Source organism: Paenibacillus sp. NPDC056579, assembly GCF_042793215.1.
GTDB lineage: Bacteria > Bacillota > Bacilli > Paenibacillales > NBRC-103111 > Paenibacillus_S.
Map to the genome: position 1 here is coordinate 13,483 of NZ_JBHTVD010000004.1, position 15,366 is coordinate 28,848.

The 15,366-nt window shown below is 48.9% G+C and carries 14 protein-coding genes; 13 read left to right on the forward strand and 1 reads right to left on the reverse strand.

Annotation, left to right across the window (positions count from 1 at the left end):
• The first annotated feature begins 17 nt into the window (after positions 1-17).
• From pruA to ACFQ88_RS17220, 6 genes are all read left to right on the forward strand, one after another.
• On the forward strand, positions 18-1,568 hold the full coding sequence (pruA, locus tag ACFQ88_RS17195; RefSeq protein WP_379454931.1) for an L-glutamate gamma-semialdehyde dehydrogenase: 1,551 nt from the start codon (positions 18-20) through the stop codon (positions 1,566-1,568).
• Between the two features lie 25 nt (positions 1,569-1,593).
• Positions 1,594-2,523: a proline dehydrogenase family protein gene (locus ACFQ88_RS17200; protein ID WP_379454932.1), complete on the forward strand. Its 930-nt coding sequence runs from the start codon at positions 1,594-1,596 to the stop codon at positions 2,521-2,523.
• 57 nt (positions 2,524-2,580) lie between these two features.
• On the forward strand, positions 2,581-3,486 hold the full coding sequence (rocF, locus tag ACFQ88_RS17205) for an arginase (RefSeq protein ID WP_379455844.1): 906 nt from the start codon (positions 2,581-2,583) through the stop codon (positions 3,484-3,486).
• 194 nt (positions 3,487-3,680) lie between these two features.
• Positions 3,681-4,268 carry a TetR/AcrR family transcriptional regulator gene (locus tag ACFQ88_RS17210; protein WP_379454933.1) on the forward strand — a complete coding sequence of 196 codons (588 nt, stop codon included), beginning with the start codon at positions 3,681-3,683 and terminating at the stop codon, positions 4,266-4,268.
• 75 nt (positions 4,269-4,343) lie between these two features.
• Positions 4,344-5,609 carry a phytoene desaturase family protein gene (locus ACFQ88_RS17215; RefSeq protein WP_379454934.1) on the forward strand — a complete coding sequence of 422 codons (1,266 nt, stop codon included), beginning with the start codon at positions 4,344-4,346 and terminating at the stop codon, positions 5,607-5,609.
• A 554-nt stretch (positions 5,610-6,163) separates the two neighbouring features.
• Entirely contained in the window at positions 6,164-7,690 is a 1,527-nt protein-coding gene (locus ACFQ88_RS17220; RefSeq protein ID WP_379454935.1) for a dockerin, read from the forward strand.
• Between the two features lie 164 nt (positions 7,691-7,854).
• Here ACFQ88_RS17220 and ACFQ88_RS17225 read toward each other — a convergent pair whose 3' ends face one another.
• On the reverse strand, positions 7,855-8,058 hold the full coding sequence (locus ACFQ88_RS17225) for a hypothetical protein (protein WP_379454936.1): 204 nt from the start codon (positions 8,056-8,058) through the stop codon (positions 7,855-7,857).
• Positions 8,059-8,142: 84 nt separating this feature from the next.
• Between ACFQ88_RS17225 and ACFQ88_RS17230 the strand changes: the two genes are divergently transcribed.
• The 7 genes from ACFQ88_RS17230 (at position 8,143) to ACFQ88_RS17260 (ending at position 15,322) form a co-directional block, all read left to right on the forward strand.
• Entirely contained in the window at positions 8,143-8,871 is a 729-nt protein-coding gene (locus tag ACFQ88_RS17230; protein WP_379454937.1) for a hypothetical protein, read from the forward strand.
• A 57-nt stretch (positions 8,872-8,928) separates the two neighbouring features.
• Positions 8,929-9,354, forward strand: coding sequence for a YkvA family protein (locus ACFQ88_RS17235; RefSeq protein ID WP_379454938.1), 426 nt, complete (start codon positions 8,929-8,931; stop codon positions 9,352-9,354).
• 368 nt (positions 9,355-9,722) lie between these two features.
• Positions 9,723-11,468: an ABC transporter ATP-binding protein gene (locus tag ACFQ88_RS17240; RefSeq protein ID WP_379454939.1), complete on the forward strand. Its 1,746-nt coding sequence runs from the start codon at positions 9,723-9,725 to the stop codon at positions 11,466-11,468.
• Positions 11,469-11,499: 31 nt separating this feature from the next.
• Positions 11,500-13,329: an ABC transporter ATP-binding protein gene (locus tag ACFQ88_RS17245; RefSeq protein ID WP_379454940.1), complete on the forward strand. Its 1,830-nt coding sequence runs from the start codon at positions 11,500-11,502 to the stop codon at positions 13,327-13,329.
• A gap of 60 nt (positions 13,330-13,389) precedes the next feature.
• Entirely contained in the window at positions 13,390-13,902 is a 513-nt protein-coding gene (locus ACFQ88_RS17250; protein ID WP_239626183.1) for an NUDIX hydrolase, read from the forward strand.
• Between the two features lie 173 nt (positions 13,903-14,075).
• Positions 14,076-14,864 carry a hypothetical protein gene (locus ACFQ88_RS17255; RefSeq protein WP_379454941.1) on the forward strand — a complete coding sequence of 263 codons (789 nt, stop codon included), beginning with the start codon at positions 14,076-14,078 and terminating at the stop codon, positions 14,862-14,864.
• A 161-nt stretch (positions 14,865-15,025) separates the two neighbouring features.
• Positions 15,026-15,322: a hypothetical protein gene (locus ACFQ88_RS17260; RefSeq protein WP_379454942.1), complete on the forward strand. Its 297-nt coding sequence runs from the start codon at positions 15,026-15,028 to the stop codon at positions 15,320-15,322.
• The last annotated feature ends 44 nt before the right edge of the window (positions 15,323-15,366 follow it).

Below are 15,366 nucleotides of genomic sequence, written 5' to 3' on the forward strand. Positions count from 1 at the left end.
GAAAAGGAGTGAGCCGTATGAAACCTTACTCTCCTGAACCGTTAACGGATTTTTCCAACCCTGTGGAGGCCGCAAGGCTGGATGAAGCGCTGCGAAGCGTCGAGGCGCAGCTTGGCCGTCATTATCCGCTTCGAATCGGCTCCGCCATATTGCATAGGGAAGCAACGATTACTTCATATAATCCGTCGAATAAAGAGGAGATCATCGGCAAAGTGTCCAAAGCCGACCGCAGCTTGGCTGACAAGGCGATCCGCAGCGCTGCCGGAGCCTATAAGACTTGGTCTCGGGTGCCGGCGGAACAGCGTTCGGAGTATTTGCTCAAGGCCGCTGCAGCGCTGAGAAAGCGCAAGCACGAATTCAATGCGTGGTTAATGCTCGAAGCCGGCAAAAGCCGGGTGGAGGCGGATGCGGACACGGCGGAAGCCATCGATTTTCTGGAATATTATGCTCGCCAAATGATAGAGCTTGCGGGAAGAGGGCGCAAGGAGCTAGTATCCATTCCGCAGGAGCACAATGAGCTGCATTATATCCCGTTGGGGGTAGGAGTCATTATCCCGCCATGGAATTTCCCGCTTGCGATCATGGCAGGAATGACTATGGCTGCAGTCGTCGCCGGCAATACGGTCGTGCTGAAGCCGTCCAGCCAAACGCCGGTGATTGCAACCAAATTTGTTGAGCTGGCAGCCGATAGCGGCTTGCCGCCCGGGGTAATCAATCTTGTTCCGGGGAGCGGGAGCGAAATCGGGGACTATTTGGTCGATCATCCTCAGACGAGATTCGTTTCGTTCACCGGCTCCCGTGAGGTAGGAATTCGTATCTACGAGCGTTCCGCCAAAGTAGCGCCCGGGCAAATATGGCTGAAGCGATTCGTCGGTGAAATGGGCGGCAAGGACTGTATCCTGGTCGATCAGGATGCGGATCTGGAGGAGGCGGCGAGAGGAATCGTTGCATCCGCCTTCGGCTATTCGGGGCAAAAATGCTCCGCCTGCTCAAGAGCCATCATCCATCAGGATGTGTATGATCAAGTCCTGAGCCGGTGCGTAGAGCTTACTAACGAGCTGAAGGTGGGGGATGTCCGGGATGCGAGCTGCTATACCGGTCCGGTCATCGATCAAGCATCGTTTGATAAAATCATGCAATACATCGAGATCGGCCGCCAGGAAGGTCGTATTGTCGCTGGGGGCCGCGCTCTGACCTTGCCGGGCTATTTTATTGAGCCGACGATTATAGCGGACGCCGCTCCGGATTCACGGATCATGCAGGAGGAAATATTCGGGCCTGTCGTGGCCTTTACCGCTTGCTCCGATCTCGAACAAGGGCTTGCCATCGCCAATATGACGGATTACGGCTTGACCGGCTCGTTTTATTCGAATAATAGAGAGCATATAGCCAGGGTTAAGTCTGAATTTCATGCTGGCAATTTGTACATTAACCGCAAATGTACCGGGGCGATCGTCGGGGTGCATCCGTTCGGAGGCTTCAACATGTCGGGTACCGACTCCAAGGCGGGGGGGCCGGATTATTTATTCTTATTTACGCAACCCAAGCTGATTTCGGAGCTTCTCTGATACGTTGTCTAAGGAGGCCGGTATCATGAGGATGAACGCGCTGTTTCGGCGTGCCGTGCTCCGTTTGTCGGAGCGGAAGCTGATCGAATCTTTATTTCGGAAGCATGGAATGCGAATAGGGGTAAGCCGATTCGTTGCTGCGGAAACATTGGTGGATGTGCTGGGAAAAATCAAGGAGATGAACGGCCAAGGACTGGCCGTCACTTTAGATTATCTCGGAGAAAGCGTGCTGGATCCGGCTTTGGCCGAGGAAGCCGCCTTACAAATTATCGCCATGCTTCGCACGATACATGACAACGGGCTGCAAGCGAATGTCTCCGTCAAGCTTACCCAATTGGGATGCCGGATCGATCCTGCCGTAAGTATGAAGCATATGGAGCGTATTGTTGGAGCAGCTAAATATTACCGGAATTTCGTCCGTATCGATATGGAGGATTCCACGTTAACCGATGAAACGCTGCGGATGACTCATGCGTTAGTAACCCGGTTTGGGAAGCAGCATGTCGGTACGGTGATCCAGGCTTATTTGTATAGGTCTCCTTCTGATCTGGCCGATATGGGAAAGCTTGACGCCAATGTAAGGATCGTGAAAGGAGCCTACAAGGAGGAGGCCACTATCGCCTATCCTCATAAAAAAGAGGTGGACCGCCAATATGTCGCCCTTGTGAAAAGCCACATGACCGACGGCCATTATACGGCTATCGCTACGCATGATCCGCGGATAATTGAAGAGCTGAAGGCTTTTGCCGACAGACGGAGCTTCTCCAAGGACAGCTTCGAGTTTCAGATGCTGTACGGCATTGCTTCCAAGCTGCAGCTGGAACTGGTCAAGCAAGGCTATCGCGTCCGTGTGTACACCCCTTTCGGCCGCCAGTGGTACCCGTACTTTACTAGACGCATAGCGGAAAGACCGGCCAATTTACTATTCGTATTAAAAGGCATGCTGCGCAGGTGATTGATCACGGATCCTCCTCATCTAGACCGGCAAAAGCAAAGGAGAGTGGATACTGTGATAAAATCAACCCATAGGCCAATCGACGTGATTGGCGTTCCGTTGGATCTTGGGGCAGGCTGCAAAGGATGCCGGATGGGGCCGGATGCCGTCCGCTGCGCTGAGCTGACAGCCCGATTACGGCAGGCAGGGTATGAAGTCAAAGATCTGGGAAATGCGCCGGCGGACGGAGTCGATATGGATACGAGCGCCATAGACAGCGAGAAAGCAAAGCATCTGCTCGATATCGTCCGAATCAATCGGCGCTTAAGCCGGATGGTTGCTGCTTCCGCAGCCAACGGACGCTTTCCGCTTGCGATTGGGGGAGACCACAGCTTGGCTGTGGGAACGATCGCCGGGTCCGCGCGGCATCGGCGCATCGGAGTCATTTGGTTCGATGCCCACGGGGATTTGAATACTATTCAAACGACTCCCTCGGGCAATGTCCACGGGATGTCGCTTGCAGCAGCACTCGGGTACGGGCATCCTTCCCTTACGCGCCTGGGAGGCCGCCAGCCCAAAATACGTCCGGAGCATGTCGCACTCATCGGGACCCGATCGTTGGATGCTGGAGAAGAGGATTTGATCCGGCGGTTGGGCATCCGGTACTTTTCCTCCCGAGACGTGAAGCGGCTCGGCATTGAAGAAGTCATTCGATGCGCATTGGAGCTTGCGTCCAATGGAACGGAAGGCGTCCATCTCAGTCTGGATATGGACGGTCTGGACCCTTCCGATGCTCCGGGCGTGGGAACGCCGGTGTCGGGCGGTATCCGGCTTCAGGACGCCAAGCAAGCGATGGCGGTGCTGGGTGAATCGGGGACGGTTGTCAGCGCGGATATCGTAGAAGTAAATCCGGCGCTGGATCTTCGCAGCCGAACGGCGACAGCCGCTGTCGAGCTGATTTGCGCTTTGTTCGGACAGAAGTAAAGCAGGGACTTAAGCCGTAGGGAAGATGAGTTACAAGAAATTAATTTCATTCCAAACCGCGACGTAAATCGCGGCTTTTTTATGGAATCAAGCTATTCTTCTGCTTGACAAACGGATCATATTGTCATAAATTAATGTCAGTAACCACTGACAGACATTTGCTTCAGCATTTGCTGCAAGAGAGGTAATTGTAAATGGACATCAGCAAGTTGGGGAGTAGTGACAGGCTGTTAATAGCTGCGATCAATCTGATCTCGGAGCATGGATACAATGGCGTCACCACACAGGAGATTGCCGCAGAAGCGGGATTAAGTGAAAAGACGTTGTTCCGCCACTTCGGCAGCAAGCAAAAGCTTTTGGAAGCCGCATTGGACAGATTTCACTATGCTGCAGAAATGAAGAAGCTTTTCGAGGAAAAGATCGTGTGGGAGCTTGAGGAGGATCTGCTGACTGTATGCAGGACATATCACGAGATCATGAACCGAAACCGGAAGCTGATTCAGATCGGCGATAAGGATGAGTCCCACTTGCCCGGATTCAAGGAACGGACTCAACAACACCCGCTGCAACTACTGGAGTTTCTGACCGATTACTTCATTGCCATGGGTGAGAAGGGGAAGATCATTCGTACAAATCCGAGGCTGCAGGCATTTACTTTCATGATGTCGCAATTCGGAGCGTTCATCAACGATTTAAACGCAGGTAAGAACTATCCGGGTATCACGCTGGAACCGTTCATGCAAGAGAGTGTCAAGATCTTCGCTAGGGCTTTAACCCCCTAGCTATTTTTAAACTTACAATGACAGTAAGTACTGACAGTCGGTGGGTTTGAGCAAAATTTAAGGAGGATGCTAGATATGACAATTGAAAAAAATAGGTATGAAGCTGCAGTGATCGGCGGTGGTCTTGCAGGGCTGACGGCAGCTGTTATTTTGGCGAGGGCTGGAAAATCCGTTGTCGTCTTGGAGAAAGAAAACCAGCTCGGCGGACTCGCCCAAACGACGAAAATGAACGGTGCGCTATTCAACCTAGGTCCTCATGCTATGTATGAGGGGGGAGCGGCGCTGCGTATTTTGAGCGAGCTCGGCTGTCTTCCGAAGGGTGGATACGCATCTAAGAGCGGTATGAGCGGGATTATAAACGGAAACGTATTGGAAGTTCCCGCCGGTTTATCCCTTGAGGAAAATGCGGAATGGAGCAGCCTAATGAGCGGATTAGGCCAAATCGATACAGAGTCCGTACAATCGATCAGCCTTCAGGATTGGGCTGTAAACCATATTCGTCACGAGCGGGTACGACTGCTCTTTCACGTAATGTGCCGGCAATGGTCCTATTGCGATGACATGAGCGTATTAAGTGCAGGCTTTGCAATCAAGCAAGGCCAGCTTGCCGGTCGCGGTGTTCACTATGTGGAGGGGGGCTTGCAGACCGTTATCAATGATCTGCGCGATGCTGCTAAGAAAGCCGGCGCGACTATAGTTACCGGCTATAGGGCCGAGCAAATAATGCTAAAGAACGGTAGCGTAAATGCCCTGAAACTATCGGATGGGACAGTAATCAAGGTATCCTCCATTATCGCAGCAGTAGGACCGCACGAAGTATGTCGTCTGGTTCCAGATGCGGAAGCAATGTCGATAAGCAGATGGCGAGCAGAATCACGTCCATTATATGCTGCATGCTTGGACGTAGCGTTGAGGAATATGCCGTATCCTGAGCGAGTGTTCGCACTCGGGCTAGATAAGCCTCTCTATTACTCCAAGCATTCAGGTGCCGTTAAACTGAGCGACAACGGTGCTCACGTGCTGCATGTGATGAAGTACAACGATAATGAATGTGCAAGTAATCCGAAATCAGACGAGAAGGAGCTGATTGATTTCCTGGAGCTTCTGGAGCCAGGCTGGGATAAGGAAGTGGTTTCCATACGCTTCTCCCCTAATGTCCTCGTCGCTCACGATTCACGTACGATACACCATCATGGAGCGGGTCCGGCACCCAGCCCTGCAGTTCTGGAGGTTCCAGGTTTATTTGTCGCCGGTGACTGGGTCGGATCGGAAGGACGGCTTGCTGATGCGGCGATGGCAAGCAGCAAGTTGGCTGCAGAGGAAGTTCTGCGCCATGCTTAAATCAGCTCAGGCCGTATGAGAGGGAGCAGCAACGGTATCTTCCAAAATAACCGGCATTCTCTTGTTACTTTTGGCATGTGTCATATTTGCTGGATACAGTGTGCTCACCCGTTCCGTCTCAAAACATTTTAGCCCAGCGGAAATCAGTTATTTCATGAATGGGATCGGGTTAGCCGCTAATATGGTAGGATCACTCTACATCCGCACGTCGAACGGGACGCAGAATTGAAGCATCGAAAATGAGCAAGTTTATTTAATTGTTGATCGATGCCTCTATTGCTGCACGCGCAGGGGTTCTCGGAGAAGAGATTACTGGTATCATCTTTTCGGTTCGGCGTTAATGAAAAATAAAGTAACACCCCTATAACAAAGAGGTACGTCCCCCATAATTCATTTGAACATATTGGTATAATTAAAGTCGTGTAAGCGGTTACTATACAAAAGAGGAGGAAAGTCAGCCAACCGGAAGCATTGTGTTCGAGCATAATACTGCCGGCTTCGATCATCATGGGATTCTTGCAAAAAACTTTATGAATGTAAAGGAGGATGTAGTAATGATTAAACGAAACAAGGCACGAATGAAAAAGGTATGCGCAATGTCCGTTCTCTTAACGGCTTCATTATCGTTGTTCTGGACGAATGGCGGCAATGTCCATGCTGAGGCAGCTGCAAGCAATATGATTGCCTTTCCTGGTGCAGAAGGTGGGGGTAAATTCGCAACAGGCGGACGCGGGGGCGATGTAGTTTACGTTACTAACCTTAACGATAGCGGTCCAGGCTCATTTAGAGATGCAGTTGGCACATCTAATAGAATCGTTGTTTTTAAGGTAGGAGGAACCATTGAATTAAAAAGCGATGTAGTAGTCAAATCAAACGTGACGGTAGCAGGACAGACAGCACCCGGCGGAGCAGGAATCACTTTGAAAAACTATAAAATCGGTCTTGGCGGTGATAATATTATTCTTCGCTTTATCAGCTCAAGGCCTGGTGAAAGAGGAGTTGCGAGCGATTATGATGCATTTGGAGGTTCAAACGGTAGTAACTCTATTGTAGACCATGTTTCAATTGGTTGGGCAAACGACGAACAATGGGGTCTTTATTCCAAAAATGATAACTACACGGTACAGTATTCCATCATCGGTCCATCCAATTCATTTTCATACCATTCTAAAGGGATTCACGGGTTTGGGGTTATGCTAGGCCGGGCTAATGCTTCGTGGCATCATAATCTAATCGTTCACAATGTATCCCGAAACTTTAGAGGAAAAGTGGTAGGAACCAATCCGATTGATTTTACCAATAACGTTATCTACAATTGGGGATATCAAACGGCATATGGTACTCTTGGACATGTAAACTACGTAAATAATACGTTAAAAATGGGGGCTTCAACCAAAGGCGGCTTTAATTATTTAAGTGTTGGCGATAGCGGAACAAGTCCTGAAAACTATTCTATTTATCTAAAGGGAAATCGTTTTCTTAATAGGGACAATACCGATTACAGCACGTTTACCTCCGATAACTGGACAGGGATGAAATACGGCTCCGGAAAGACGGAAGAAAATACCCGTTCTGATGTGCCATTTGAAATGACTGTAAACGGTGTCAATGTTTCTACAGCTGTCTATGCGGAGAGCTCGGAGGGTTCCTACAACCATGTGCTGCATTATGCTGGTGCAGCGGTTAGTGCGAACCAAAGGACGGATATTGACAAGCAGGTAGTTCATGAAACGAGGACGGGACAAGGTTCGCTTACAGGTGCAAGACCTTATTCGGATGCTTCGGATGAACAAAAAGCAGAACTTGATAAATATAGTATTGAGACTGGCGTTCAGTATAAGTATCCTGAAGCCGTGTTGACCGGCGCACCAACGGATACGGATGGAGACGGTATGCCTGATGATTGGGAGAGGGCTAGAGGGCTTAATCCAAACAGTGCCTATGCATCCGACGGTACCCTGGAATCAAGGGGAGATTACTTGGGTGAGGGCTATACAAATATAGAATATTATATCAATGATCTAACCGTTCATGCATTCCCATCCAACACCGTGAAGCTTTCTCCCAAAAAAGGAAAGTAACAAGCAGGATAAAGGCGCAATCTTGGCGATAAAGCTGAGATTACGCCTTTTTATTATATAGAAAAAGTTGACGATGGGATGTTGATGCCGCATCGCCGACAATCATGCCCGCAGTGTCTTCATGTCAAGCCGCGGCATCGCAGTTTAATGGAACGAATTTGGACTCAAACGCGCTTTAACCAAATAAATAAATTAGGGATTGCCAATTTGTCTTGCTCGTTGAAGGATTTGCAAAGAGTTTTATAATCCTCATTGACTGTATTTTCTGTTGGAGTACTCGATGTTAGCTGGAATTGCTCTTTAAGCTGGCTGATTTCATCACCTTTATCTCGCAGAGGTTCCTTTAAACGAGTAATTTGCGTTATCATGTTGTTAAGCTGCATCATTTGTTTATTTGCAGCTCAATAATTTGTTCCAAATGGGAAAATCCATTCGTTAAAGGAGGGAGGATATTGCCAAGGAAGCGAAAGAAGAAATCGATCTTGCAGGGGATACGAGAGACTATTCATTCTTTAACGAAACCCAAACGTACTAGGAAAAAGGTAAAACGGAGAAAAGCTCCTACAATAAAACAGGTTACTGGAAGTACACAGGATCCCCAAGAGAACTTAGAACAGAAGCTAACTAAAAAAATGTCTGATGAACTACAAAGAATGAAGCAACAAATGCAAGAAGAGCTGCTGGAAAAACTCTCGCAACAGACCATAAAAGAAAATCGTGCTGCTGATAATGTCGGCAAGGGAATTAAGAAGGAGCCTGCTGGTAAAAAAATACACTCCGCCAACTCCGATAAAAGAGAATACAAACCGCAGTCGGATTGCTCTTTTCTCAAAACATTGATTTTAACAGACAGCAGGGACGCTGAAGTCGTTGTAGGGTATGAGGTCCTGGATAATACCAGTCAGGAAGTTTGGGGAATCGGCATTCATGAAGGTGCAAGGCTAGGAAGATCAAAACGAATTCTGAACACAAAAGTAAGAAGCCGTACAGTTGATTCTGAACGACAATATTATCTAGCGAATGAGCAAGATGATACTTTGTATTTCTCGGAGAACTATAAAAAAACAGCATTGTTGAATGGGAAAATAAACGTTGATAAGTATACAAGCGGGCTTATTGATGCTATTAAGCAGGCACATAAGGCAGGCTATAGGAGCAACAGTAAGATGCCGAAAATGTAAGGGATGTAACAATATACGGACTCATCATTCAAAGAACAGCTTGCTAGGGGGTAGGTCATGGCAAAGTACGATCAGCATTTTTCTGAGGAATCATTTTGGGAGAAGTTAAAGAAACATGCAGCAAAAGCAGGGAAAAAGGTTGTCTATACCGCTTTATTAGCCTACTATGCACTAGAAAATCCAGCAACACCACTCAAAGCGAAGATTACCATTTACTCTGCACTGGGTTATCTCATTTTACCGGTTGATTTGGTTCCTGATTTTATTCCTGTTGCCGGATTTGGTGATGATTTAGCGGCATTGTTGCTTGCAATCGGACAAGTTGCCTCATACATTAACAAGGATGTACGTGCAAAGGCTCTGAAAAAAATGGAGGACTGGTTCGGTACAATTAGCGCCGATGATAATGATATTGCAGATGTTGAGAATGAGGTACTTGAAGTGAAAAAAGGTATTAACGAAGCTGCGGTGAGTAAAGAGTAGAATATATAGCGCTATTGATGAGGGATGTGCTTAAGAACTATGGCCTCCCTCATTCTCATTATCCATGACTGAAGAGAATCTGCGAAAAAATAAAGGAGGGACAGCTAAAAAGATGGTTCTAACATTAAATGACCTCTGACCATTTATGGTTTGGAACGCCGCTTACTTACGCGGTGTTTTTTTTATTTTAGGAGTTCAATGACGGAAGGGGAAGCCCGGGGGATTTTTCATGTTCAATTGGCATTAAAAAAAGATTGAACTTTTCCATTTTCATGATATTATAAATATTCTCTGGAAAAATAACCCTGGGAAGAGGTGAAGCGAATATTAATAGCCTCCTGCAAAATCTCAAAGAGACGGCCTCCTTCTTGGCGGCAGCCGATCCGAAGCCGGTCAAAGTCAAGCCCATAGCCGACGTAGTTAATCTGCTGTTAATGCCTGCTCAATTGATTTTGATGAAAGGCCTCATTGACCGGATTCAGCTGTGGAGCAGAGGGGCTGTAGTCCAAGACTTGGTGATGACCGCCTGCTTCCTGGCAGCCGTCATGATAGTGCAAGCGGTAATTGGCCGCGCGTCTCTGTTATCGTATAACCGGTTGATGGAAATCGGAGCATACGAGGTGGAGCACGCCATTCTAGTCAAAAGCTCAAAATTAAGCTTAGCGAGGCTGGAATCTCCGTCGCTGAAAGAGCTTCGTACCCGCGCTTTGAACGTGGCTCCCGATCAGCTTTTTTTAAACGGAATCGGCTTTCTGCTACAAGCTCCTCAAATGATCCTCCTGCTTACTATTCTTTGCTGGTATGGACAATGGCTGGTTGTCATGATGTTCATCATCCTTCTTCCTATTCAATTCATTATACGGAATAACACTTCACAAGCGGTTGAAAAACTGAATCGGCAGCAAACTCCCCAAAGGACTGCAGCAGAGTATATATCCCGAATTTTGACCTCGCGACGGTCTGCCAAAGAAATCAGGCTGTTCGGTCTGGCGGAGGAGCTGCAATCCAGATGGATGCGCTTGCATCAAGCAACGGGCTTGCAATGGATTGCACTTAAGAAGAAGGAACAGCTGATGCTGGCGCCTTCCGAGCTTGTGATCAGCCTCGTGAGCGGCTTGCTGGCGGCAATCGTTCTCGTCGTATCTGCGGCAAAAGGACAGTCCGCCGGTGAGATTGCTGTTTTGCTGCAAATTGCAATCATGCTGGGAGGCATGTGGCCGGGCCTATTGGACCAATATGCGGTGTTTAAGCAGCAGGCGATACGCTGGGGAGAGCTGCGGCAATTTGTCCAGCTGGACGAAGATCCTGTTTATACCGGAAAGCATGCTTGGGAGCGAGCCCCTCTTTCTAAGGAAGGCTCAACGTTACATATGGATAAGCTGCCGGAATCAGTGCTTGTCAGACAGATATCGTTCACCTATGAAGGCAGCCGGCAGAAGAGCATTCATAATGTTCATTTTCATATTGAAGCGGGAGAAAAAGTTGCCATCGTAGGTGAGAATGGCGCAGGCAAATCGACCTTGGTCAAGCTGCTGACAGGGTTGTACACACCTGATTTAGGAACGGTGGACTGGTATTCGAGAGCGGGAACGAAGCTGTCCGCAGCGGAGGCTGCCGAACATTTCACTGCGGTGATGCAGGATTTCACGAAAATGAGTTTGACGGTAAGGGAGCAGGTGGCTCTAGGAAGCATCCGGCGGCTTAATGACGACGAGAAGCTATTAGGGGCACTGGCGCAGGCAAACGCCTCCCAGTGGGAGCTGGACGAGAACATTGGACCGGAGTTCGGAGGCAAAGAGCTGTCTGGAGGGCAATGGCAGCGGTTGGCTGCTGCGAGAGCTTACATCAGGGAAGGCAGCGTTCTGTTCTTCGATGAGCCGACCTCCGCCTTGGATCCTCAAGCCGAGAGAGCGGCGATGGAGGATTTCTTCCGCATTGCGGGTGATCGGACGGCGTTTCTTGTCACTCATCGATTGGGCGCAGCCCGGTTGGCTGATCGTATCCTCGTATTGCGGCAAGGGGAGCTTATCGAGCAAGGAACACACGATCAATTGATGGCAGAATGCGGTGAATACGAACGATTGTACCGGATGCAAGCATCGTGGTATGTATAAGCTCAACGAGGAAGAAAGGGAGGCATCATTTGTGGGGTCCAAGCCCGAACATGCATTGCATGGAATAATTGCATTACTGTACCGGATTGGTAGACAGATGCCGGTCATCACGCTTCTATGGCTTGCCATCCCGATATGCTCTGGCCTGCTAGTGCTTCCGCTTCTGACATCCCAGAAGCATATGATTGACTCCGTTGTGGTTAAAGTAACCGGCGGAAATGGCCTGCCGGATATAAGATCGCTTTGGCTGCCTCTATCGTTGTTCCTCGGAACGATGCTGCTTCAGGCAGCAGCAGCCTCTCTGCGGAAGGTGACCGACGAGGTGCTGCAGCATCGGGCTGCAGGCTTAATTCAACATGAAATTCATATGGCAGCAGCCTCCGCTTCACTAGAAAATTTCGAACAAGCCGCATTCCATGATCGTCTTCACCGGGCTCAATCGGCTGCCGGGCAGGATCTGATCGGAATGCTCCGCAGCGGGGTCGATGCCATACAGCGGCTGTCTTCGTTCGTCGGTATGGTCATTCTGGTAGCTCAAGCGCACTGGATTCTATCCGTAATCCTGTTTGCGATCAACGGCACGGCATTTTATTACCGGATGAAAATTGAGCTGGCCGTAAGGCGACAGGATAAGCAGCTGACGACGGACGGCCGGAGATCGGATTATTGGTTCCAACAGCTTACCGATGCAGGAACATTGAAGGAGTTGAAGCTGTTCGGATCGGCACCTTACTTGATAGAGCAGTGGAGCCGCAGAACGCTGGAGCAGAGGCGTCGAAGGTTTGCCATGAGACGTGAAGAAAACAAGCTGGGGACATGGATCACACTTCTGCATATCGCCGGAGCTTTCGGCTGTCTTGCTGCTATGATGCAGTTTATGCAGCAAGGACAGATGACGGCGGGGCTCATCGTCATTGTGTTTCAGGCGGTATTCCAGTCCCAGGGGGTCATGCTTAGCTTGTCTTGGCCCGTAAGCAAGCTCATTATGCAGAGCGGGAAGGCGAAGGATCTGGTTGAATTTCTGAACGATCAAGCGCCGATAATGAGACCGGAGCGCTCTGCGAACTATGAAGCTATACCAGGTGATCTCAAGGAGATTAGGTTCGATAACGTTACTTTCGGCTATCCGAATCGTGAACATGTCGTACTAGACGAGGTGACGGTTTCTATACGTGCAGGTGAAGCGATCGCACTCGTCGGCGATAATGGTTCCGGCAAAACGACGTTCCTCAAGCTTTTGCTCGGATTTTACGAGCCTTGTCAAGGAAGCGTCAGCTGGAACGGTGTCCATCTGTCCTCAATGGACGGACAGCTCGGTGAAATATGGCAGCGGACGAGCAGCGTGTTTCAGGATCATGAGCGATACCCGTTCACCTTGCGCGACAATGTAACACTGGGGGATCTTACTCGAAGGCTCGATGACGAGGAAATCCTGCGGCTGCTTAAGGCTTGCGGGTTGGAGGATCTGATCCATAAGCCGGACCGCGGGCTGGACACCCCGCTCGGGCAGGTTGTGGAAGGCGGGCGGGAGCTCTCCGGCGGTCAGTGGCAGCGTCTCGCCATCGCACGAGCGATGTATAGACAGAGCGAGCTGGTTGTGCTCGACGAGCCGACGGCGGCGATTGACCCGGCCAGCGAGATCGAGATCTTTGAGCAGTTCCACCGGCTGCGTCAAGGCAAAACGGCGATATTCGTATCGCATCGACTGGGTTGGGCGCGATTTGCCGACCGGATTCTGGTGCTTGATCAGGGACGGTTAATCGAGGACGGCAATCACGAGCAATTGCTTGCCAAGGGAGGCAAATATGCGTCATTGTTTCATGATCAAGCCCAGTGGTATCAAGAGAGCCGCAGTATATAGGAACAATCGCTTCATGACGAGCGTCAGAATTGTATTCAATCCATTAGGAGGCGGATTCGTATGTTTTTTGTCAATGCGAGGGCTTTTATCGAAAGAGATGGGAAAGGGGGAGGCACGGAAATCGTCATCCAAAAGCGAGTTAAACCGGGGGAGCCGGTACGCTGGGAGCTTCCGGGCGGCCGGATTGAGCCGTTCGAATCGCTGACGGCCGCATTACGCCGGGAAGTTATGGAAGAAACCGGCCTGACGGTCGTTACTATTGAAGGGGAGGAGACTCGCGTTGATACCGTCGGGATAAATCCTGAGTTCGAAGTGGAATGTATTCGGCCCTTTGCCGCTTATCAAACCATTCATGGATCGATTGATTCGGTCGGATATTATTTCCGCTGCGAAGCGGAGGGGGAGCTGGTGGAGCATGGAGACGGGGCGGCCAACGCTCGGTGGATCGGGACCTCGGAGCTGCAATCCATGTTCCAAGAGGATCCGCTGCAATTTTCAGGTGTGGACCGGGCCGGCATCCTGTATTATTTGAAATGGCTCGAGCAAGAGAAACCTGCTGACGGCAGATCTTGACACTTTATATAAATTGGATCGCGGCCGCCATTGCCGGAGCTAATTTCGGTCAGAGGATTCAGGAGTCGCGCTGCAGCGCGGCTTTTTCTTTTTGTTCGGAACGTGCTTGTTAAATATTATTTGATCAAATGGAGAACATAGTTATTATTGGCGCGAACTGGAGGGGAACATCGATGAACAATTTTCGCAATCCGTTTCGCAATAGGCGCTACAAAGCACATGTTAGCATTTTAGGGACAACACAGCTTCATAAAAGAAATCCGTTTACCATAGCTGCATGGTCTTTAGCATTTCCTGGATTCGGGCATTTGCTTCTGAATAAGTATCTCCGAGGCTATGCGTTAGTTTTATGGGAAGTGTTCATTAACCAGAAGATCCATTTGAATCTAGCCATGGTGTATTCCTTTAACGGTCGTATTCAAGCGGCAATAGATGTGCTGGATCCTAAATATGTCTCGTTATATATACCTGTTTATTGTTTTGCGATATGGGACAGCTACCGAACGGCAGTGGACATGAATAAAGTATATCTATTGGCCGATAGGGAGAATGGTCCGATAAATCAATTCAGTGTCGGTGCTCTAGAGATCAATTATCTCGATAAACGTAAACCGTGGGTTGCTATGGTATGGTCTATGGCTGTCCCAAGCATGGGGCAATTGTATCTTCATCGAATCATTTTAGCAAGCTTCATGCTGGTGAGCACGATAGTCATCGTTACTTATTCCAATTTGATTCTTGCCATCCATTACCTCATATTAGGGCAAATTGAGAAGTCTACGAAGGTCTTGAACATTCAGTGGCTATTGTATTTTCCCTCTTTTTATTTTTTTGCCATCTATGAAGCCTACACGAGTACAGTGGAGAACAATAAATTATTTAACGATAATCTGAAAAACTTTCTGTTACAGAAGTTCCAGAAGTCCGGCAAAATCATTAGATTGGAAAGCAAGGTGAAATAGTGCAGATCCTGGCTACATTCGAATACACAACTTTTCTAGAAATAGCTATTACGGAGCTTGAGCAGAAGGGGATAACCGAAATCTATGCCGTACCTCTGGATTTACGCAAAAAAGAACCTAGGCTAATGGACAGCATTCACCGCGCCGACGGTTTGTCCTTTATGGATAAAGGAATGATCCTGGCTTTTGTATTCTCTACGATTGGGGCCAGCAAAGGATTTGTATGGGAATGGGGACCTGTAATTTGGGGGCTTATCGGAGGAGCTTTCGGTTTTGTCATCGGTGTTATTCTTAGCTGGATCATCTATTTAATCAAACGTGAAAAAAATCAAGCCCAGATCCGGAAAGGGAACAGAGGAGAGGTTATCCTGATCGTACAATGCGAGGACAGCAAAGTGTCTGTTGTCGAAGATATTTTATGGGATCATAAAGCGCTAGGACTGGCTATTACCAAGTGAAATGGTGTTCTATGGAAAAGGGTAAAAGCTTGCAGATTTGAGAT